This window comes from Serratia sp. CY83965, from assembly GCF_052166375.1.
Taxonomy (GTDB): Bacteria; Pseudomonadota; Gammaproteobacteria; order Enterobacterales; family Enterobacteriaceae; genus Serratia; species Serratia marcescens.
The window spans coordinates 649,830-669,219 of sequence record NZ_JBJNOV010000001.1 but is presented as its reverse complement, the minus strand read 5'-3'; the positions used below and the strand labels follow the sequence as shown (position 1 = coordinate 669,219).

Genomic DNA, 19,390 nt, shown 5'->3' with positions numbered 1-19,390 from the left:
AAATTTTCATCAGTTATACTCGTAAACAGGGGTATGCCAATTCAGCGATGCCCTCACCCCTTCAATTTCGGATCGAGCGCGTCGCGCAATCCGTCGCCCAACAGGTTGAACGCCAGCACGGTGATGAATATCGCCAGGCTGGGGAAGATCGCCACGTGCGGCGCGATCACCATATCGGCGCGCGCTTCATTGAGCATCGCCCCCCACTCCGGCGTCGGCGGCTGGGCGCCCAGGCCCAAAAACGACAGGCTGGCGGCGGTGATGATCGAGGTGCCGATGCGCAGGGTGAAATAGACCACGATCGAAGACAGGGTGCCCGGCAGGATGTGCCGCAGGATGATGGTCCCGTCCGAGGCGCCGATGCTGCGCGCCGACTCGATATAGGTCAGGTGCTTCAGCACCAGCGTATTGCCACGCACCAGGCGGGCGAAGGCCGGAATGCTGAAGATCGCCACCGCGACGATCACGTTGGCCATGCCGCTGCCCATGATCGCCACCACGCCAATCGCCAGCAAAATGCCGGGAAACGCGAACAGCACGTCGCAGACGCGCATGGTGAGGCGATCCCACCAGCCCTCATAGTAGCCGGCCAGCAGCCCCAGCAGGGTGCCGATCGCCCCGCCCGCCAGCACCGAGAACACCCCGGCCGCCAGCGAAATGCGCGTGCCCATCAGGATGCGGCTGAAGATATCGCGCCCGAGGGAATCTACGCCCAGCCAGTGCACCAGCGAAGGCCCCTCATTCAGCCGGTCGTAATCGAAGTAATTTTCCGCATCGAACGGCGCCAGATAAGGCGCCAGCAGCGCCGCCGCAATCAGCAGCAGCACCAACAGGCCGGCGACCAGCGCCGCCCGCTGACGGCGAAAACGCCGCCAAAACTCACCCCACGGCGTGCGTACCGCGTTAGGGTCGATAAGCGGCATCGCCTTCAGTGCGGCGTTGCGCCGCCAATGCTTAATCATGCCGCATCCTCATTGGTAACGAATCGCCGGGTTGATCGCCGCGTACAGCATATCCACCAGCAGGTTGATCAGGATGAACTCCAGCGAGAACAGCAGCACCTCGGCCTGGATCACCGGGTAATCGCGCATCTCCACCGAATCCACCAGCAAGCGCCCCAACCCCGGCCAGTTGAATACCTTCTCCACCACGATCGAACCGCCGAGCAGGAAGCCGAACTGCAGCCCCATCATGGTCACTACCGGTATCATCGCGTTGCGCAGGCCATGCTTCATCACCACCACGCTTTCCCGCACGCCCTTGGCGCGCGCGGTGCGCATGTAGTCCTCCTGCAACACCTCGACGAACGAAGCGCGGGTGAAGCGCGCCATCACCGCCGCCACCGCCGCCCCCAGGGTGATCGAAGGCAGAATGTAGTGCCGCCAGCTGTCGGCGCCCACCGTCGGCAGCCACCCCAGCTCGACCGAGAACACCTGCATCAGCAGCATGCCGAGCGCAAAGGCCGGGAACGAGATCCCCGACACCGCCAGCGTCATGCCGAGGCGATCCGGCCAGCGGTTGCGCCACACCGCCGACACCACGCCAATCGCCAGACCGAACGCCACCGCCCACAGCATGCTGGCGACGGTCAGCCAGAAGGTCGGCATAAAGCGCGAGGCGATCTCTTCGCTCACCGGGCGCTTGGACACCATCGAGATGCCGAAGTCGCCCCGCAGCGCGTTGCCGAAGAAGTGCGCGAACTGCTGCGGCAGCGGCTTATCCAGCCCCAAATCCTTGCGCACCAGCTGCACCACCGCCTCGTCGGCCTCCGGCCCCGCCGCCAGCCGCGCCGGATCGCCCGGCAGCAGGTGGACGAACAGGAACACCAGCACCGCCACAATCAGCAGCGTCGGGATCAGACCCAGCAATCGTTTCAGAAAATAATTGAGCATCTCATTCCTTCCCCCGCCCGCCGCCGTCTGGCCGCAGGCGGGGATGGGCGCCTTATTTCAGATCGGCGTTATCAAAGTTGAACGAGGTATCCGGCATCACGTAAAAGCCGCTCAGCTGTTTGCTGTTGGCCGACAACAGACGTTCGGTCGCCAGGAAGATCCAGGGCGCGTCGGCCCAGATGCGATCCTGCGCGTCCTGATACAGTTTCTGCTTCTCGGCGCGATCGGTGGTCGCCAGCGCGTCGGTCAGATCCTTGTCCACCTGCGGATTGCTGTAGAACGCGGTGTTGAACTGCTTCGGCGGCGCCGCCTGGGTAGAGAACAGCGGCGACAGCGCCCAGTCCGCTTCCCCGGTCGAGGCCGACCAGCCGGTGTAGAACAGCCGCACGCCGGTGTCTTTCACCCCGACGCTCTCCACCTGCGCCGCGCGCTGCCCGGCGTCCATCGCCGTCACCGTCACTTTCACCCCCACCTGCGCCAGCTGCTGCTGGGTGAACTGCAGCACCTTCTGCGCGGTGCTGTGGTTGTGGGAAGACCACAGCGTGGTGGTGAAGCCGTTCGGGTAGCCGGCCTCTTTCAGCAGCTCGCGCGCCTTGGCCGGATCGTACGGCCACGGCTTATAGCGGGCGGCGAAATCGATCGCCGGCGGCACCGGTCCTTCCGCCGGCACCGCGTAGCCGGCGAACGCCACCTTGATCAGCGCATCCTTATTGATGGCGTAGTTCAGCGCCTGGCGCACCTTCGGGTTATCGAACGGCTTTTGGGTGACATTCATGCTGATGTAACGCTGCAGGATCGATGGCGCGGCCACCACGTCCAGCTTGGCGTTGCCTTCCAGCACCTTGGCCTGCTCGTAAGGGATCGGGAAGGCGAAGGTCGCCTCGCCGGTCTGCAGCATCGCCGCGCGGGTGTTGTTATCCACCACCGGGCGCCAGGTGATGCTGTCGAGCTTCGGCAGCCCCGGCTGCCAGTAGCCGTCGAACTTCTTCACCTTGACGAAATCGGTCTGGTTCCAGGTCACGAACTGATACGGCCCGGTGCCCACCGGGTGGAAACCGATTTCCTTGCCGTATTGCTTCAGCGCCGCCGGGGAGATGATCGCCGCCGCCGGGTGCGCCAGGTTGTTGACGAACGCCGAGAACGGCGCCTTCAGCACGATCTTCACCGTATTGGCGTCCACCGCTTCGGTTTTGTCGATCATCTTGAACAGGTTGTAGCGCTTGAGGTGGCTGTCCGGGTTGCTGGCGCGATCGAGGTTGATCTTCACCGCTTCGGCGTTGAACGCGGTGCCGTCGTGGAATTTGATGCCCTGGCGCAGTTTGACGGTGTAGGTCAGGCCGTCTTTGCTGACCTCATAGCTGTCCGCCAGCACGTTTACCAGCTTCATGTCCTTGTCGAAGCCGAACAGCCCCTGATAGAAAGACTTGGCCACCGCCTGCGACAGCGTGTCGTTGGCGTCGTAAGGATCGAGGGTGGTGAAGTTGGAGGCCACGGCGATCACCGCGTCCTTCGCCGCCCAGACCGGGCCGGTTCCCGCCGCCAGCAGTACGGCGGCCAACAGCGCATTGCGTTTGAATGTGTGCTTCATGTCGCTTGTCTCTCCTGAGGTCTTTAAAAAGCACCGGCGATCGGGTGGCGGGCGACAAAGTGCCCGGCGCCAACCTGCACCAGCGGTGCGGTAACGGGTTCATCGCCCAGTGCGCGCACCGGGCTGGGGATCTCATCGGCCGGCAGCGGCTGCCGTTTGTGAGCATGTGCGGGATCGGCCACCGGCACCGCCGCCATCAGCTTGCGGGTATAGGGGTGCTGCGGATTGTCGAACACTGCCTGCCGCGGGCCGATCTCGACGATCTGCCCGAGGTACATCACCGCCACCCGGTGGCTGATGCGCTCCACCACCGCCATGTCGTGTGAAATGAACAGAAAAGCGATGCCGAACTCGCGCTGCAGATCGAGCAGCAGATTGACGATCTGCGCCTGAATCGATACGTCCAGCGCCGAGACCGCCTCGTCGGCGATCACCACTTTCGGGTTCAGCGCCAACGCGCGCGCGATGCAGATGCGCTGACGCTGACCGCCGGAAAACTCGTGCGGATAGCGGCGCGCATGTTCCGGCAACAGGCCGACGCGTTCCAGCAGCCAGGCCACCCGCCGTTCCGCCTCGCGGCCGCGCATCACGTTATGCACCAACAGCGGCTCCATGATGGAAAAACCGACCGTCAGGCGCGGATCGAGCGAGGCGTAAGGATCTTGAAAGATGAACTGAATATCGCGCCGCAGGTGCTGCAGCGCCGATCCCTTCAACCGATCGATTCGCCGCCCGGCGAAGGTAATGGTGCCGCTTTGGCTGTCCACCAGCTTCAGCAAAGAGCGCCCGGTGGTGGACTTGCCGCAGCCGGACTCGCCCACCAGCCCCAGCGTCTCGCCGGGGTAAAGATCGAAACTGACGTTTTCCACCGCGTGCACCCGGCGAGTGACCCGATTGAACAGCCCGCCGCGCAGATCAAAACGCGTGACCAAATGCTCCACCCGCAGGATCGGCGCAGCGTCTGGCGGCACGGTATCCTGCGGCGCGGCATCGCCCTCGCCATCCGGCAGCGGAAACTTCGCCGGCAGCGGCCGATCGGCCATCGCCCCCAGCTTCGGCACCGCCGCCAGCAGCGCCCGGGTATAGGCCTGTTGCGGCGCGGCGAACAGCTCGCGCACCCGATTTTGCTCCACCTGCTCACCGCGGCGCATCACCAGCACCCGATCGGCGATCTCCGCCACCACGCCCATGTCGTGAGTGATGAAGATCACCCCCATCTGCATCTCCTGTTGCAGCACGCGGATCAGCTGCAGGATCTGCGCCTGAATGGTGACGTCGAGGGCGGTGGTGGGTTCATCGGCGATCAGCAACGCCGGCTTGCAGGAGAGCGCCATGGCGATCATCACCCGCTGGCGCATGCCGCCGGAAAGCTGATGCGGGTAGCGCCCCAGCACCTCTTTAGCCTCCGGAATGCGCACCAGGTCGAGCATGCGCAGCGCCTCCTGGCGCGCGCTGCGGTGGTCCATGCCCTGATGCAAACGCAGCGATTCGGCGATCTGCTCGCCGACCGGAAACACCGGGTTGAGCGAGGTCATCGGCTCCTGGAAGATCATCGCCATATCGGCGCCGCGCACCGTGCGCAGCGTGCGCTGCGAGGCGCGCGCCAGATCGAGCAACCCGCCGTCGCGCCGGCGCAGCGTCATAGCGCCGCCGACGATGCGCCCGCCACCCTGCTCCACAAGACGCATCAGCCCCAGTGAAGTCACCGATTTGCCGGAGCCGGACTCACCGACGATCGCCAGCGTCTCGCCGCGATCGAGATCGAACGACAGGTTGCGCACCGCGTCTACGGCGCCGTCCGCTTGAGGAAAGCTGATGCTCAGATCGCGCACCGTCAGCACCCGCTGCGGCGGCAATGACAGCCCGTCGCCGGCGGGCCGGAATGAAACGTCGGTCATACCCCCTCCCGGTGAACGCTTAGCGATAAATCCCGACGGACGGCGCATCGCCGACATAGCCAAAACCGCGGTACATCCCCTCGCTGTTGAACGGCAGCGCGATATTGCCGTGGCGATCGACGGCGATCATGCCGCCGCTGCCGCCCAGCGCCGGCAGCTTCTCCATCACCACCCGATCGCTGGCCTCTTGCAGGCTGAGCCCGCCGTATTCGATCAGGGCGGAGACGTCATAGGCCGCCACGCCGCGCATGAAGATTTCGCCGGTGCCGGTGCTGGAGACCGCCACGGTGGCGTTGTTGGCATAGCAACCGGCGCCGATGATCGGCGTGTCGCCCACCCGCCCGGCCTGCTTGTTGGTCATGCCGCCGGTGGAAGTGGCGGCGGCGAGGTTGCCCAGCGCATCCAGCGCCACCGCGCCGACGGTGCCGAATTTGCGATCGGGATCGAGCGGATCCCCGGCCTGCGCCGCGCCGTCGTGATCGAGCAAGACCCGCCCCTGCTCCGCCTGGGCGCGGTGCAGCTGATCAAAACGTTCCTGAGTAAAGAAGAAGTCGGGGGCGACCATTTCCAGGCCGTGGGCGGCGGCAAACTTCTCGGCGCCTTCGGCGGCAAACAGCACGTGTTCGCTGTTTTCCAGCACCGCGCGCGCCGCCAGCACCGGGTTGCGGATATGGCTGACGCCGGCGACAGCGCCGGCGTCGCAGGTGCGGCCGTCCATCACGCAGGCGTCCAGTTCGTGGGTGCCCTGATGGGTAAACACCGAGCCTTTGCCGGCGTTGAACAGCGGGCATTCCTCCAGCAGCCGCACCGCTTCGGTCACCGCGTCCAGCGCGCTGCCGCCCTGCGCCAATACCGCCTGCCCAGCGGCCACGATCTCGGACAGCGCCTGGATATACTGCCGTTCTTTTTCCGCACTCAGCGCCGCCCGGGTAATTGCGCCCGCGCCGCCATGAATGGCAATCACTGGTTTGCTCATTTGCCTGACACCCTGTGTTAATCCCGCCGTTGCGCAGCGAATAAGCTGAACGCGGTATCATTATTATTCAGTCTTTTTCGACTCTATTTAGTCCTACAGTGGAAGTACAGCATAACGTCCACGCCCCGCTTTTAGCGTAGCGCGCTTAGACCATTTCGCACCTTGAAATAGCTTATTGGAATAAAAACAGCAGGTTATAAAAAGCGGTAAACCGCTGACAGTGCGGCTGGGATTATTGGTAACTTCGCGAGAGGAAATAGCGGTAGAGCGTAATGAAATAAACGTTCGCGCTGAGTCACGCTTATTGCGGCGCCCGGCCTGCTGTTTTTGCCCGGCCGGGCGCAGATGATCCGACGATTAAAAACCCGATCCTGGCTGCTGTAAAAAGGCCTCTTCTTCCGGCGTGCTGGTGCGCCCCAATATCGCATTGCGATGCGGGTAGCGGCCGAAACGATCGATGATTGCCTTATGCCGCAGCTCGAACTCCAGCTGGTCGCCGTTATTGAGCTCGGTATATAACACCAGCGCCTGCTGGTGGATCAGCGGCGATTCCGAATGCATGAACGGCAGATAAAGGAAGCCGCGCTGCTCGCGGCTCAGCCGTTCGCACTCCCCGCTGCGGATCGCCTCCTGCGCCAGGACCAGCGCCATGCCGTCGCAGGCGAATGACTGCGGTGTGCCGCGAAACAGGTTGCGGCTGAACTGATCGAGCACGATCACCTCCGCCAGGCGCCCTTCGATGGTGTCGCGCCAGTGCGCCAGCTCCCCCGCCGCCGCCGCCCGCCAGATTTCGCCGAAACGGCTGTGCAGCAGACGATCGAAATCATCGTCCTTTTTGAACCACATCACCGGTTCGATCTCGTCGAACCAGAACTCGATAACCTGTTTATGCATCATGATCCTCCTCTGTTTTTCGCAGTTTATACCCGATCGCCCTGACGCCGCAGTGCGAAAGATGGCGGGCATAACCCGTTCTCCCCCCCGGCGTTCTCTGCCATAATACCCGCACTTTGTCGCTATCATTGCGCACCCTGATTACGGAGTTCCCCTTATGGATCATTGCCATACTTCCGATCTCATTTCCCTGGAGCAAGCGCTGGAAAAAATGCTCGGGCAGATCGCCCCGCTGCAACAGGCCGAATCCGTCGCGCTGACCGCCGCCGCCGGCCGCATCACCGCCGCGCCGGTGGTCTCGCCGCTCGACGTGCCGCCGTTCGCCAACTCGGCGATGGACGGCTATGCGGTGCGCCTCACCGATCTGGCGGCCAATGCGCCGCTGCCGGTCGCCGGGAAAGCCTTCGCCGGCGCGCCGTTCGACGGTGAATGGCCGGCCAACAGCTGCGTGCGCATCATGACCGGCGCGCCGATCCCGGCCGGGGCGGACGCGGTGATCATGCAGGAGCAGGCAGAAGTGAGCGAGCAGGGCGTGCGTTTTACCGCGCCGGCAGAAGCCGGCCAGAATATCCGTCTGGCGGGTGAAGACATTCGTCGAGGCGCCAGCGTGTTGCCGGCCGGCGTGAAGCTGGGTGCCGCGCAGTTGCCGCTGCTGGCTTCGCTCGGCGTCGCCGAAGTGCAGGTGATGCGTAAGCTGAAGGTCGCGGTGTTCTCCACCGGCGACGAGCTGCAGCCGGTCGGCCAGCCGCTGCAGGCGGGCCAGATCTACGACACTAACCGCTTCGCGGTGCGCCTGATGCTGGAGCAGATGGGCTGTGAAGTGCTCGATCTCGGCATTATCCGCGACGATCGCGATGCGCTGCGCGACGCCTTCACACAGGCGGACAGCCAAGCCGATGTGGTGATCAGCAGCGGCGGCGTCTCGGTCGGCGAAGCCGACTACACCAAACAGATGCTCGATGAACTGGGCCAGGTCAGCTTCTGGAAGCTGGCGATCAAACCCGGCAAACCGTTCGCCTTCGGCAAACTGGGCCACGCCTGGTTCTGCGGCCTGCCTGGCAACCCGGTTTCCGCCGCCCTGACCTTCTACCAACTGGTGCAACCGCTGCTGGCGAAGCTGGCCGGCCACAGCGATTGGCGCCTGCCGCCGCGCCTGCGCGCCCGCGCGCTGACGCCACTGAAGAAATCGCCGGGCCGCCTCGATTTTCAGCGCGGCGTGTTCAGCAGCAACGCCGCGGGCGAACTGGAGGTGAGCACCACCGGCCACCAGGGCTCGCACGTCTTCAGCTCCTACAGCCAGGGCAACTGTTTCATCGTGCTGGAGCGCGAACGCGGTTCGGTGGCGGCGGGTGAAACGGTGGAGATCGAGCCGTTCAACGCCCTGCTGAGGAGCTGAACATGTTGCCGGAATTGACCGACGCCGAAGCGCTGCGCTACAACCGCCAGATCGTGCTGCGCGGCTTTGACTTCGACGGCCAGGAGAAGCTGAAGGCCGCCCGCGTGCTGATCGCCGGGCTGGGCGGGCTGGGCTGCGCCGCCGCGCCATATCTGGCGGCGGCCGGGGTCGGCCATCTGGTGCTGGTGGATTTCGACACCGTCTCGCTCTCCAATCTGCAGCGCCAGATCCTGCACCGCGACGATCGCATCGGCCAGAGCAAAGTCGCCTCCGCCAGGCAGGAACTGAGCGCCATCAATCCGCATATCCGCATCGACGCCATCGACGGCCGTCTGGAAGATGACGCGGTCGCGGCAGAGATCGCCGCCTGCGATCTGGTGCTGGACTGCACCGACAACGTGGCGGCGCGCGACGCGCTGAACCGCCTGTGCCACGCGCAGCGCAAACCGCTGGTTTCCGGCGCGGCGATCCGCATGGAAGGCCAGCTCAGCGTGTTCACCTATCAGCCGGGCGAACCCTGCTACCGCTGCCTGAGCCGGCTGTTCGGCGACAGCGCCCTCACCTGCGTCGAAGCGGGCGTGATGGCGCCGCTGGTCGGCACCATCGGCACCCTGCAGGCGATGGAAGCCATCAAGCTGCTGGCCGACTATGGTCAGCCGCTGCGCGGCAAGTTGTTAATGTTCGATGCGATGAGCATGCAGTTCCGCGAAATGAAACTGCCGAAGGATCCGCACTGCGAAGTGTGCGGCCGGGAATGACGGATAAAAAAAGGGCGGGATAATTCCCGCCCTGATGCGTTGCCGCGAGGGTTATACGATGCCCTGGCTGCGCAGATAGTCTTCGTAGTTGCCGGTAAAGTCGATCACCTTGTTCGGGGTGATTTCCAGAATCCGCGTCGCCAGCGAGCTGACGAACTCACGGTCGTGGGAGACGAAGATCAGCGTGCCTTCGTACATCTCCAGCGCCATGTTCAGCGATTCGATGGATTCCATATCCAGGTGGTTGGTCGGTTCGTCCATCACCAGAATATTCGGGCGCTGCATCATCAGCTTGCCGAACAGCATGCGGCCCTTCTCGCCACCGGACAGCACCTTCACTTTCTTCTTGATGTCGTCCTGGCTGAACAGCAGACGGCCCAACACGCTGCGCACCGCTTGCTCGTCGTCTTTTTCCTGCTTCCACTGGCTCATCCAGTCGAACACGCTCAGGGTGTCGTCGAACTCGTATTCGTGATCCTGCGCGTAGTAACCGATACGGGCGTTTTCTGACCATTTCACGGTGCCACTGTCCGGCTGCGCGTCGCCCACCAGCGTTTTCAGCAGGGTGGTTTTACCGATGCCGTTGGCGCCCAGCACCGCGACCTTCTCGCCCACTTCCACCATCAGGTTCAGCTTGCTGAACAGCGGGCCATCATCGAAGCCCTTGGTGAGCGCTTCCACTTCCAGCGCATTACGGAACAGCTTCTTGTCCTGCTCGAAGCGGATGAACGGGTTCTGGCGGCTGGAGGCTTTCACCTCTTCCAGTTGGATCTTGTCGATCTGACGAGCGCGCGAGGTGGCCTGCTTGGATTTGGAGGCGTTGGCGCTGAAGCGGCTGACGAACGATTGCAGCTCATTGATCTGCGCCTTCTTCTTGGCGTTGTCCGCCAGCAGACGCTCACGCGCCTGGGTGGCGGCGGTCATGTATTCGTCGTAGTTGCCCGGATAAACGCGCAGTTCGCCATAGTCCAGATCCGCCATGTGGGTGCAGACCATGTTCAGGAAGTGACGGTCGTGCGAGATGATGATCATGGTGCTGTTGCGCTCGTTGAGCACGTTTTCCAGCCAGCGAATGGTGTCGATGTCCAGGTTGTTGGTCGGTTCGTCGAGCAGCAGGATTTCCGGATCGGAGAACAGCGCCTGCGCCAGCAACACGCGCAGCTTCCAGCCCGGCGCGATTTCGCTCATCGGGCCGTAGTGCTGCTCCACCGGAATGCCCACGCCGAGCAACAGTTCGCCGGCGCGCGCTTCGGCGCTGTAGCCGTCCATTTCGCCGTAGGCCACTTCCAGATCGGCCACTTTATAGCCGTCTTCTTCGCTCATCTCCGCCAATGCGTAGATGCGGTCGCGTTCTTCCTTCACCGCCCACAGTTCGGTGTGGCCCATGATCACGGTATCCAGCACGCTGTACTGCTCAAAGGCGAACTGATCCTGACGCAGTTTACCCAGGCGCTCGTTCGGATCGAGGAACACGTTGCCGCCGCTCGGCGCCAGATCGCCGCCGAGGATTTTCATAAAGGTGGACTTGCCGCAGCCGTTGGCGCCGATCAGGCCGTAACGGTTGCCGCCGCCGAATTTGACAGAGATGTTTTCAAACAACGGCTTGCTGCCGAACTGCATGGTGATGTTGTTAGTGCTTAACACAGCGCTCGCTCTTTATACATAGGGAATGTGATTTGGCGCGCATTATGCCACAACGGGGTGCAGAGATCGCGGGAAGTTTCGGTGACATTTTGAGCATCTGCGGCATCCGATCCTTTTCACAGGCAGCATGGCTGAATTAACGCGGCGGGAACTTCGCGGCAATCATCGCCGCCGTCGGCTGCACGCCGCCCAGGCTCCATTGTTCGGGCGCATGTTCATCGATTCGGACCCAAACCGACTGCCTGAACGCCGGATCGCCTCGCCCTTCTATCTCTACCAGCAGTTCGGTAATGCGGGACAGCAATTCGCTTTTTTGCCGTTCATCCAGCATGCCTTTCACCGTTTGCACATTAATAAATGGCATTATACTCTCCTTGAATATATATAAGTCTAAAAACAAGACTTAGACTAGCGAAGGAAAATGCCCATGTCAAAATCTCCCGATCTCCCTACCGTTTCTCTTGCCCTGTGCGGGCTGGCGCAGGCCGCGGATCTGCTTGGCGATCGCTGGACGTTGCTGATCCTGCGCGAATCATTCTACGGCGTTCGCCGTTTTGAAGAGCTGCGCGAGAATATCGGCGCTTCGCGCCAGGCGTTGAGCAACCGTCTGAATGTCATGGTAGAACAAGAACTGTTGGCCAAACGCGCTTACCGGGAGCCGGGCGAGCGTGAGCGACATGAATATGTCTTGACGGACAAGGGACGCAGCCTGGGACCCATCCTGGTTGCGCTGATGGCGTGGGGCCACCGGCATATTCTGCATGACACCCCCCACGTTCAACTGGTGGATAAACGCAGCGGGCTGCCGGTGCAGCTGGCATTTATCGATGCGCAGACCCGCGTGGTGCCTGAAGACGCGCTGCAAATGTCGGCCGTTGAGCGCCCCCCGGCCTGACTTACTCATTCTGGTCTACGCTTGATACCAGACTGATTTAGGACAAGGAAGCTGAACCATGCCACACCTCTATAACACCGCGCTGCTGATCGGCGCCGCGCTGAGCGCCATCGCCGCCCTGCTGCATATTTGGGTGATCGCCACCGGGCCGCGCGGCTATCGGCTGTGCGGCGCCGGCGATCGCTTCATTAAGGCGGCGGAAGCGGGTAAAAAGTTCCCGGCCGTCGTCACCGCCGGTATCGCGCTGGTGCTGTTTATTTGGGCGCTGTATGCGCTATCCGGCGCGGGCCTGATCGCGCCGCTGCCGCTGCTGCGGCCCGCGCTGTTTATCATCACCTTTATCTATCTGCTGCGCGGTGTCGCCGGCCCCTTCGCCCTGCGCGATACCGGCCGCAGCCAGCGTTTTATCGTCGTCAGCTCGCTGATTTGCCTCGGCTTCGGACTGGTGCATCTGCTGGGGATGACGCAGCGCTGGAGTGCGTTGGCGTAACGCCCTGTTGCAGCAGGACGGCGATAAACGCCTGCGCGGCGGCGCTGCGGTAAGCGTCTTTACGCTGCAGCAACACCGCCTGCCGAGCCGGCATGGCGTTGGCCAGCGCCACCTTTTTCAACTGCCGGTTCTCGCGCGCAATCGCGGCCGGCAGCAGCGTGGCGAGCTGCCCGCGCCGCACGATCTCGACAATGGCGCCCAGCGCATTGGCCTCCACCGCCACCTGCGGCCGAAATCCCAGCTGTGTGCAGTAGCGATCGATAAACTGCCGCGTGGCGAAGTCGCCGCTCAGCAAGGCCAGCGGCAGATGTTGCCACTCCGCCAGCGTCAGCGGCCGACGCCGCGCCGCCAGGGGATGATCGGCGCCGACCATCAGTTCCAGCGTCTCACTGAACAACGGCATGGCTTCTACCTCCGCCGACTGCGCCATCTCGAAGGCAATCCCCAGATCCAACCTATCCTGCGCCAGCAGCGCCTCGATCCGCTCCTGCGTCATCTCCTCAATGCTCAGCGTAATCCCCGGATAGCGGCGGTAGAACGCATCGATCGCCGGCCCCACCAGATAGGCGGTGAACGTCGGGGTCATCGCCAGCCGCAAATGGCCGCGCGCCAACGTCGCTACGTCATGGATCGCCCGCGCGCCGGCGTCCAGATCCTGCAGCGCCAGCCGCGCATAGCGCATCCAGGCCTCACCGGCGTCGGTCAGGCGCACGGCTCTGCCGCTGCGATCGAACAACGGCGCTCCCAGCGTATTCTCCAACTGTTTGATCTGTTGGGAGAGCGTCGGTTGCGAGACGTGCAGCGCTTCGGCGGCGCGGGTGAAGTTGCCCTGTTCGGCAACGGCCAGAAAATAACGGATGTGTCGCAGCAGCATAGCGCCCCAGCTATTAGTAAAACCTATAGCCGACATTATAAATGGGTCTTAGACCCTATAGCCAGAAGCGTTCATCATGCCGCCATTGCATAACGACACCCAATGGAGAAACGGATGAAAGAGGTGATTGAAGGCTTCCTGAAGTTCCAGCGCGAAGCCTTTGTTGAACGCACGGCGCTGTTTCAGCGGCTGGCGACCCGCCAAAACCCGCGCACCCTGTTTATCTCGTGTTCCGACAGCCGCCTGGTGCCGGAGCTGGTCACCCAGCGCGAGCCGGGCGATCTGTTTGTGATCCGCAACGCCGGTAACATCGTGCCTTCTTTCGGCCCCGAACCCGGCGGGGTGACCGCCTCGGTCGAGTACGCCGTCGCCGCACTGGGCGTGGAAGATATCGTGATCTGCGGCCACTCCGACTGCGGCGCGATGACCGCCATCGCCACCTGCCAGTGCCTGGATCACCTGCCGACGGTGGCCGGCTGGCTGCGTTACGCCGATTCCGCCAAGGCGGTCAATCAGGCTTATCCGCATGCCTCCGACGAGGCGCGGGTCGCGTCGATGGTGCGCGAGAACGTCATCGCCCAGCTCAACAACATCAAAACGCACCCTTCCGTCGCCCTGGCGCTGGATCAGGGCCGCCTGGCGCTGCACGGCTGGGTCTATGACATCGCCAGCGGCGCTATCGAGGCGCTGGACGGCGAAACCCGCCGCTTCGTGCCGCTCGCTACCCATCCCGAGGTGACCGCCACCCCGGCGATCGCCCGTTTTTAAGCCTACAATAAGGAGCTAACATGACACACTCTCTGCACAACGCCGCCCCGCGCGAAGCGCTCACCGACACCATCATGGCCGCCAAGATCCGCCATAACCTGACGTTCGAAGCGCTGGCCGAGGGCACCGGCCTCAGCCTGGCGTTTGTCACCGCCGCCCTGCTGGGGCAGCACGCGCTGCCGGAACCGGCGGCGCGCACGGTGGCGGCCAAGCTGGGGCTGGACGAAGAGGCGGTGCAGCTGCTGCAAACCATCCCGCTGCGCGGCAGCATTCCCGGCGGCGTGCCGACCGATCCGACCATTTATCGCTTCTATGAAATGCTGCAGGTCTACGGCTCCACGCTGAAAGCGCTGGTGCACGAGCAGTTTGGCGACGGCATCATCAGCGCCATCAACTTCAAGCTGGATATCAAGAAGGTCGCCGATCCGGACGGCGGCGAACGCGCAGTGATCACCCTGGACGGCAAATACCTGCCGACCAAGCCTTTCTGATTGGCCTTGCGCCGGCGGCCCGCGTCGCCGGCAAATTGACAGCCAACCGGCCATTGGCTACATTAACTGCGCTGAAACGCCGCCCTGGCGTTTTTCACTGCCCGAGGCCTGTATGTTGGAGATTGTAACCACCCGATAGTCGCTTCCTTGCCGTATGGCGAGGGACTCTGACGTATCCGACGCGCGTTTGCGCGGGGATGCGCGTATCTGGGGTTATTACAGGATCTCCCAACATGAACATTTCCAAAGCGGAACAACGCGTGCTGCACGTGTTGGCCAAAGGCGGCTATATCGCCTTCACCCGCAACGACGCCGGTCGCGTCACCCACGTCGAATGCTACACCCGCGAAGGGCTCGGCCTGGCCGACTGCTCGCTGGCCGTTTTCACCAAGCTCAAAACCAAACGCCTGATCCTCTCTCGCCAGGGGCGCCCTTATCGCGTCACCTTCGCCGGGCTCAAGGCCGTGCGGGCGCAGCTGGACAACCGTTAATCATCGATACCGGCCGGGCAGGCAGTCCGGTCGGTTCAGCGTTTTTAATCAGGATACAACCATGAACATCACGTTACGCCACGAAACGCCGGCCGACGTCGGCGCCATCACCACCCTGACCGCCGCCGCGTTCCTGCACGCCGAACACAGCAGCCACACCGAACAGTTTATCGTCAATGCGCTGCGCGCGGCGGGAGCCCTCACTCTGTCGCTGGTCGCCGAGCAAAATGGCACACCGATCGGGCACGCGTCCGTCTCGCCGGTCGTGCTCAGCAACGGCGCCGCCGGGTGGTACGGGCTGGCGCCGGTGTCGGTGCTGCCGGCCTGTCAGAACTTGGGGATCGGCAGCCGGCTGATCCGCCAGCTATTGGCCGAACTGCAAGAACGGCATGCCGCAGGCTGCGTGGTGCTGGGCGATCCGAACTATTACGGCCGTTTCGGCTTCCAGGCGCAAAGCGCGCTGACCCTGCCGGGCGTGCCGCAAGACTACTTCCGCGCCATCGCCTTCCAGGGCGCGCTGCCGTGCGCGGAGGTCGCCTTCCACAACGCGTTTAACGCCGAAGCCTAACCCTGTTGCCGGCGCCGTCATGGCGCCGGTTTTCAGTCCCGTTCGCCATAACGCAAGACGGTCATTCCTTCCTCTTCCGCCGGGGGAACAAAGTACTGCGCCAGGCGCTCAAACTCCGCTTCGCTCAGTGTAAACGGGTGCTCGCCGCGCGCGTTTCTCAGCGTTATCCGGCTCAGGCACTGCGCATGGCTGGCGTCGAGAAAGTGCAGGCAGTGCGCGACGCCGGCCTCCTCCGCCAAGGCTTTGGCCCAGCGCCGCCTGTCCGGCGTATTCATCGGGAAATCGAGCGCCACGGACCAACCGCCGCGCAGCAGCTGAACGAGGTGCCCGCCCAGCGCCCGCCGTAACCGTTCGGAACAGCGCACGTAGTCTTGCAGGCTGGCCATCTCCTGTTCATATAGCGTCGCCAGCCACGCATCTTCGCTCAGCAACAGCGTTTGCGGTTGCTGCGCCAAACGCTGCGCCAGCGTCGATTTGCCTGCGCCGGCCTTGCCGCACATCAGGTGTAAAACTGCAGGGTAGGTTTTCATGCCGTTCTCCGGTCATTGCCGGAAGGGGATAAAAAAACCCGCCTTGCCGGCGGGTTTTTTATTGGCGACACACGCGCTATCCCACCACACGAAGCATGGTGATAATAATTTGCGCGAATGGGCGATAGGATCTTTTCATAACTAAGGAATATGACAACCGTGCGCCGTTGTCAATTCGCCGTCATCAATCCCTGTTCTCGCACAAACTCGGTGAATAAACTCACTTTCTGCTGCAGATGCCGGCGCGTCGGGTAAACCGCGAAGACCTGATGCACGTCGGCAATCTGTTCAGGGAACAGCCGCACCAGTCTGCCGGCGGCGATTTCGGGATCCGCCACGAACGACGGCAGCGAACCGATGCCCAGTCCCGCCATCAGCATATCCCGCAGCATCAGGCTGTTGTTGGCGATCAGCCGGGGAGTGAACGTCACGCTCAGGCTCTCCTCGCCGGCGGTGAACTGCCACTGCCCCGGCTTTTCCGCCAGGGAATAGGCCAGACAGCTGTGTCGCGGCAATTCATTGGGCGTTTGCGGCACGCCGTGCTGCGCCAAATAGCCGGGCGCGGCGCAAATTCGCTGGTGCACGTCACCCAGCGCCCGGGCGCTGAGGGAAGAATCCGGCAGTCGGCGGCGAATGCGCAAGGAAATATCGAAACCGGCCGCCACCACGTCCAATACCCTGTCGTCCAGCGTCAGTTCCACCTGCAGCTGCGGGTAACGTTGCATAAACGGCGGCAGCAGCGGCGACAGCACCGTCAGGCCGAACGAGAGCGGCGCATTGACCCGCAGCGTGCCGGAGACCTGCTGCGCGCTGGCGGCAACCGTCTGCTCCAGCGCGTCGAACTCGCCAAGCAACCGGCAGGCTTCCTGATAATAGAGCTGCCCGGCTTCGGTCAGGCTCATGCTGCGGGTGGTGCGCACCAGCAATAGCGTCCCCAACCGACTTTCCAACTGCTTAATCTGCTTGCTCAACGCCGCCGGCGTGATCGCCAGATCCTCCGCCGCCTTATAGAAACTGTTGCGCTCAACCACGCGGCGAAAGGCGCGCATCGTCAGTAGCACGTCCATATTATGTCCTATAGGTTAATTATTAATTCAATAAAACACAGATTATTAACCTCAACAACCTCAGTAGACTTCATTCAACCGCTTCCCTGAGTGGGAAGTGAATTTAATCTAGTGATAATCATGGAGTTAATAATGAAAAAGACCCTGTTCGCCCTGATGCTCGGCCTGAGCGCCGCCACCGCCCCCGTCGCCGCGCTGGCGCAATCCCCCGCCGCCGACAGCCGCCAGGCGGGTTATGTGCAACCGCTGACCGCCGACAACAGCCTGTTGCTGCTGGTCGATCTGCAGGACATGTTCGGCATGACCATTTCCTCTATCGATCAAACCAATCTGGTGAATAACGCCGCCGGCATCGCCAAGGCCGCCAAGGTGTTCAACGTGCCGACCATTCTGGCCTCGGCCAACGCCAAAAGCTTCGCCGGGCCGGTATTCCAGCAGGTGACGCAGGCACGCCCGGACCTGCAGGTGTACGATCGCACCGCCATCAACGTCTGGCAGGATCGGCGCGTGGTCGATCTGATCAAACAATCCGGCCGCAAGAAAATCATCATCGGCGGATTGTGGACCGCCAGCTGCGTGATGCTGCCGGCGCTGTCTGCTCTGGGCGAGGGGTATGAGGTTTATATCCTGTCGGACGTCACCGGCGACATTACGCCAGACAGCCAAAACAACGCCATGCAGCGCCTGATACAGGCGGGCGCCACGCCCATCAACTGGGTGGCGTTGATGCTGGAATGGCAGCAGGACTGGAGCCGCAAAGCCACGGCGGGAGGCGTATTGCAGATCGCCCGCGACCACGGCGCCGCCTGGGGGATGGGCGCCAGCTACGCCGGGGCGATGAAGGTGGGCAGCGAAGCGAAATAACGGACGAAGAAAGCCCGCCGGCGGGCTTTTTTCAGGTGCGGTGATAGCCACGGCTATCCTGCGGCGCCTGTTCGCGGCTCTCCAGCCCGTAGTCCCGCACCACCTCCGCCACCCGCAGCCGGTACTGCGCCAGCACCTCGCCACGGCCGCGCGCCTGCGCCGCCCGGTGCTGTTCGAGATTGCGCCACTGCTGCACCGCCGCCTCGTCGCGCCAGAAGGAGAGCGACAGCAGGCGCGCGGGATCGGCCAGGCTTTGAAAACGCTCGATGGAAATGAATCCGTCGATCTGCGCCAGCAGCGGCTTCAGCGCCGCCGCCAACTCCAGGTAAGTCTCCCGCTGCCCGTCGGCGGCCTGCAGTTCAAAAATCACGGCGATCATCCTCGTCTCCTCTCAACGGTAAAATTCCGGCACGCGCGCATTGAACGAACGGCGCCACTGCACCGATTTCAACGCCCGCTCATCAATATCCAGCGAACGCAGACACACAGCTCCAGAATGCGATAGCCACAGGCTAGCGATGGACGCGCCGTCATACTTCGTCTAACCTCGAAGTATGCATAACATCGAGATAGAAGCTCGTTTAGCGGCGCTGAGCGCTGCCATCGCTGACCGCACCCGGGCGCGCATGCTGTGCCTGTTGATGGACGGGCGCGCCTACACCGCCACCGAGCTCAGCGCGGCGGTCGAGGTCGCCCCGTCTACCGCCAGCGCACACCTGGCGAAACTGCTGGAGCAGCGGCTGATTGCCTGCGTCAAACAGGGGCGCTACCGCTATTTCCGGCTGGCCGGGCAACCGGTGGCCGCAGCGCTGGAAGGCCTGATGGCGCTGGCGGGCGTGCCGCGCCCGTCGGTGAAGAGCAGCACGCCTACCTCGCTGCAGTATGCTCGCACCTGCTACGACCATATGGCGGGCGAGGTGGCGGTGAAGCTGCACGATCGGCTGCATGCGCTGAACTGGCTGACCGGCGAAGAAGACTACCGGTTAAGCGACGCCGGTCAGGCCGCGCTGACGCGGCTGGGCGTCGATTGCTCGCCCGCCCCCACCCGCCGCCGCTTCGCCTGCGGGTGCCTGGACTGGAGCGAACGCCGATCTCACCTCGGCGGCGCGCTGGGCGCAGCGCTGTTGGCCGTCTTTATCCAACGCGGCTGGATCCTTCGCCGGCTCGACAGCCGTGAGCTGCAGCTGACCCCCGCCGGTAAAAAAGCGCTGGCCGCACATTTTGACCTCACGGTGTAACCCGGCGACAGGGTAGTTTTACTGCAATACTCTAGGGGTACGCTTAAGCGACCCCGCCAACCCGAGGA

General features: G+C 63.1%; 22 protein-coding genes. 10 read left to right on the top strand and 12 right to left on the bottom strand.

Features of this window, described 5'->3' with window-relative positions:
• Positions 1-53 precede the first annotated feature (53 nt).
• The 6 genes from gsiD to ACJ8PL_RS03360 form a co-directional block, all read right to left on the bottom strand.
• Positions 54-962: a glutathione ABC transporter permease GsiD gene (gene gsiD / locus ACJ8PL_RS03385; protein WP_016928457.1), complete on the bottom strand. Its 909-nt coding sequence runs from the start codon at positions 960-962 to the stop codon at positions 54-56.
• 9 nt (positions 963-971) lie between these two features.
• Entirely contained in the window at positions 972-1,892 is a 921-nt protein-coding gene (gene gsiC / locus ACJ8PL_RS03380; protein WP_016928458.1) for a glutathione ABC transporter permease GsiC, read from the bottom strand.
• Positions 1,893-1,944: 52 nt separating this feature from the next.
• Positions 1,945-3,480, bottom strand: coding sequence for a glutathione ABC transporter substrate-binding protein GsiB (gene gsiB / locus ACJ8PL_RS03375; protein ID WP_016928459.1), 1,536 nt, complete (start codon positions 3,478-3,480; stop codon positions 1,945-1,947).
• Between the two features lie 23 nt (positions 3,481-3,503).
• A complete protein-coding gene (locus ACJ8PL_RS03370; RefSeq protein ID WP_016928460.1) occupies positions 3,504-5,378 on the bottom strand; it encodes a dipeptide ABC transporter ATP-binding protein in 1,875 nt (624 codons plus the stop codon).
• Between the two features lie 19 nt (positions 5,379-5,397).
• Positions 5,398-6,354 (bottom strand): isoaspartyl peptidase/L-asparaginase family protein, encoded by a 957-nt coding sequence (locus ACJ8PL_RS03365; RefSeq protein WP_016928461.1) that lies wholly within the window; start codon positions 6,352-6,354, stop codon positions 5,398-5,400.
• 357 nt (positions 6,355-6,711) lie between these two features.
• Positions 6,712-7,248 carry a DUF924 family protein gene (locus ACJ8PL_RS03360; RefSeq protein WP_038629078.1) on the bottom strand — a complete coding sequence of 179 codons (537 nt, stop codon included), beginning with the start codon at positions 7,246-7,248 and terminating at the stop codon, positions 6,712-6,714.
• A gap of 157 nt (positions 7,249-7,405) precedes the next feature.
• On the opposite strand from ACJ8PL_RS03360, the gene moeA reads away from it, so the two are divergent.
• On the top strand, positions 7,406-8,644 hold the full coding sequence (moeA, locus tag ACJ8PL_RS03355) for a molybdopterin molybdotransferase MoeA (RefSeq protein ID WP_239441729.1): 1,239 nt from the start codon (positions 7,406-7,408) through the stop codon (positions 8,642-8,644).
• A gap of 2 nt (positions 8,645-8,646) precedes the next feature.
• A complete protein-coding gene (gene moeB, locus ACJ8PL_RS03350) occupies positions 8,647-9,402 on the top strand; it encodes a molybdopterin-synthase adenylyltransferase MoeB (protein WP_089184386.1) in 756 nt (251 codons plus the stop codon).
• A gap of 51 nt (positions 9,403-9,453) precedes the next feature.
• On the opposite strand, the gene ACJ8PL_RS03345 is transcribed toward moeB, so the two are convergent.
• Both ACJ8PL_RS03345 and ACJ8PL_RS03340 read right to left on the bottom strand, forming a co-directional pair.
• On the bottom strand, positions 9,454-11,046 hold the full coding sequence (locus tag ACJ8PL_RS03345; RefSeq protein WP_028127944.1) for an ABC-F family ATPase: 1,593 nt from the start codon (positions 11,044-11,046) through the stop codon (positions 9,454-9,456).
• 136 nt (positions 11,047-11,182) lie between these two features.
• On the bottom strand, positions 11,183-11,410 hold the full coding sequence (locus ACJ8PL_RS03340) for a tautomerase family protein (protein ID WP_016928466.1): 228 nt from the start codon (positions 11,408-11,410) through the stop codon (positions 11,183-11,185).
• Positions 11,411-11,473: 63 nt separating this feature from the next.
• Here ACJ8PL_RS03340 and ACJ8PL_RS03335 point away from each other — a divergent pair, with 63 nt between their 5' ends.
• Both ACJ8PL_RS03335 and ACJ8PL_RS03330 read left to right on the top strand, forming a co-directional pair.
• Positions 11,474-11,941 (top strand): winged helix-turn-helix transcriptional regulator, encoded by a 468-nt coding sequence (locus ACJ8PL_RS03335; RefSeq protein ID WP_049299832.1) that lies wholly within the window; start codon positions 11,474-11,476, stop codon positions 11,939-11,941.
• A 58-nt stretch (positions 11,942-11,999) separates the two neighbouring features.
• On the top strand, positions 12,000-12,431 hold the full coding sequence (locus ACJ8PL_RS03330) for a hypothetical protein (RefSeq protein WP_049299833.1): 432 nt from the start codon (positions 12,000-12,002) through the stop codon (positions 12,429-12,431).
• On the opposite strand, the gene cynR is transcribed toward ACJ8PL_RS03330, so the two are convergent.
• Positions 12,355-13,305, bottom strand: a complete 951-nt coding sequence (gene cynR / locus ACJ8PL_RS03325) for a transcriptional regulator CynR (RefSeq protein WP_240293958.1) — start codon at positions 13,303-13,305, stop codon at positions 12,355-12,357. The two genes, ACJ8PL_RS03330 and cynR, sit on opposite strands and share 77 nt — an antisense overlap.
• A 114-nt stretch (positions 13,306-13,419) precedes the next feature.
• Between cynR and ACJ8PL_RS03320 the strand changes: the two genes are divergently transcribed.
• The 4 genes from ACJ8PL_RS03320 to ACJ8PL_RS03305 all read left to right on the top strand — a co-directional run bounded on the left by ACJ8PL_RS03320 (position 13,420) and on the right by ACJ8PL_RS03305 (position 15,623).
• Complete coding sequence (locus tag ACJ8PL_RS03320; RefSeq protein ID WP_016928470.1) at positions 13,420-14,073, top strand: carbonic anhydrase; 654 nt, start codon at positions 13,420-13,422, stop codon at positions 14,071-14,073.
• Positions 14,074-14,093: 20 nt separating this feature from the next.
• On the top strand, positions 14,094-14,564 hold the full coding sequence (gene cynS, locus ACJ8PL_RS03315) for a cyanase (protein ID WP_004939029.1): 471 nt from the start codon (positions 14,094-14,096) through the stop codon (positions 14,562-14,564).
• Positions 14,565-14,797: 233 nt separating this feature from the next.
• Positions 14,798-15,055, top strand: a complete 258-nt coding sequence (locus tag ACJ8PL_RS03310) for a YjhX family toxin (RefSeq protein WP_004939031.1) — start codon at positions 14,798-14,800, stop codon at positions 15,053-15,055.
• 61 nt (positions 15,056-15,116) lie between these two features.
• Positions 15,117-15,623 (top strand): GNAT family N-acetyltransferase, encoded by a 507-nt coding sequence (locus tag ACJ8PL_RS03305; RefSeq protein WP_079449483.1) that lies wholly within the window; start codon positions 15,117-15,119, stop codon positions 15,621-15,623.
• A 32-nt stretch (positions 15,624-15,655) separates the two neighbouring features.
• Here the strand turns inward: ACJ8PL_RS03305 and ACJ8PL_RS03300 are convergent, their stop codons facing one another.
• Positions 15,656-16,153 carry an AAA family ATPase gene (locus ACJ8PL_RS03300; RefSeq protein WP_079449484.1) on the bottom strand — a complete coding sequence of 166 codons (498 nt, stop codon included), beginning with the start codon at positions 16,151-16,153 and terminating at the stop codon, positions 15,656-15,658.
• A gap of 170 nt (positions 16,154-16,323) precedes the next feature.
• Entirely contained in the window at positions 16,324-17,220 is an 897-nt protein-coding gene (locus ACJ8PL_RS03295; protein ID WP_239441728.1) for a LysR family transcriptional regulator, read from the bottom strand.
• A 132-nt stretch (positions 17,221-17,352) separates the two neighbouring features.
• Between ACJ8PL_RS03295 and ACJ8PL_RS03290 the strand changes: the two genes are divergently transcribed.
• Positions 17,353-18,084, top strand: coding sequence for an isochorismatase family protein (locus ACJ8PL_RS03290; protein ID WP_048796067.1), 732 nt, complete (start codon positions 17,353-17,355; stop codon positions 18,082-18,084).
• Positions 18,085-18,115: 31 nt separating this feature from the next.
• Here ACJ8PL_RS03290 and ACJ8PL_RS03285 read toward each other — a convergent pair whose 3' ends face one another.
• A complete protein-coding gene (locus ACJ8PL_RS03285) occupies positions 18,116-18,463 on the bottom strand; it encodes an antibiotic biosynthesis monooxygenase family protein (RefSeq protein ID WP_110146814.1) in 348 nt (115 codons plus the stop codon).
• Positions 18,464-18,638: 175 nt separating this feature from the next.
• Here ACJ8PL_RS03285 and ACJ8PL_RS03280 point away from each other — a divergent pair, with 175 nt between their 5' ends.
• Positions 18,639-19,322: an ArsR/SmtB family transcription factor gene (locus ACJ8PL_RS03280; protein WP_049299839.1), complete on the top strand. Its 684-nt coding sequence runs from the start codon at positions 18,639-18,641 to the stop codon at positions 19,320-19,322.
• Positions 19,323-19,390 lie beyond the last annotated feature (68 nt).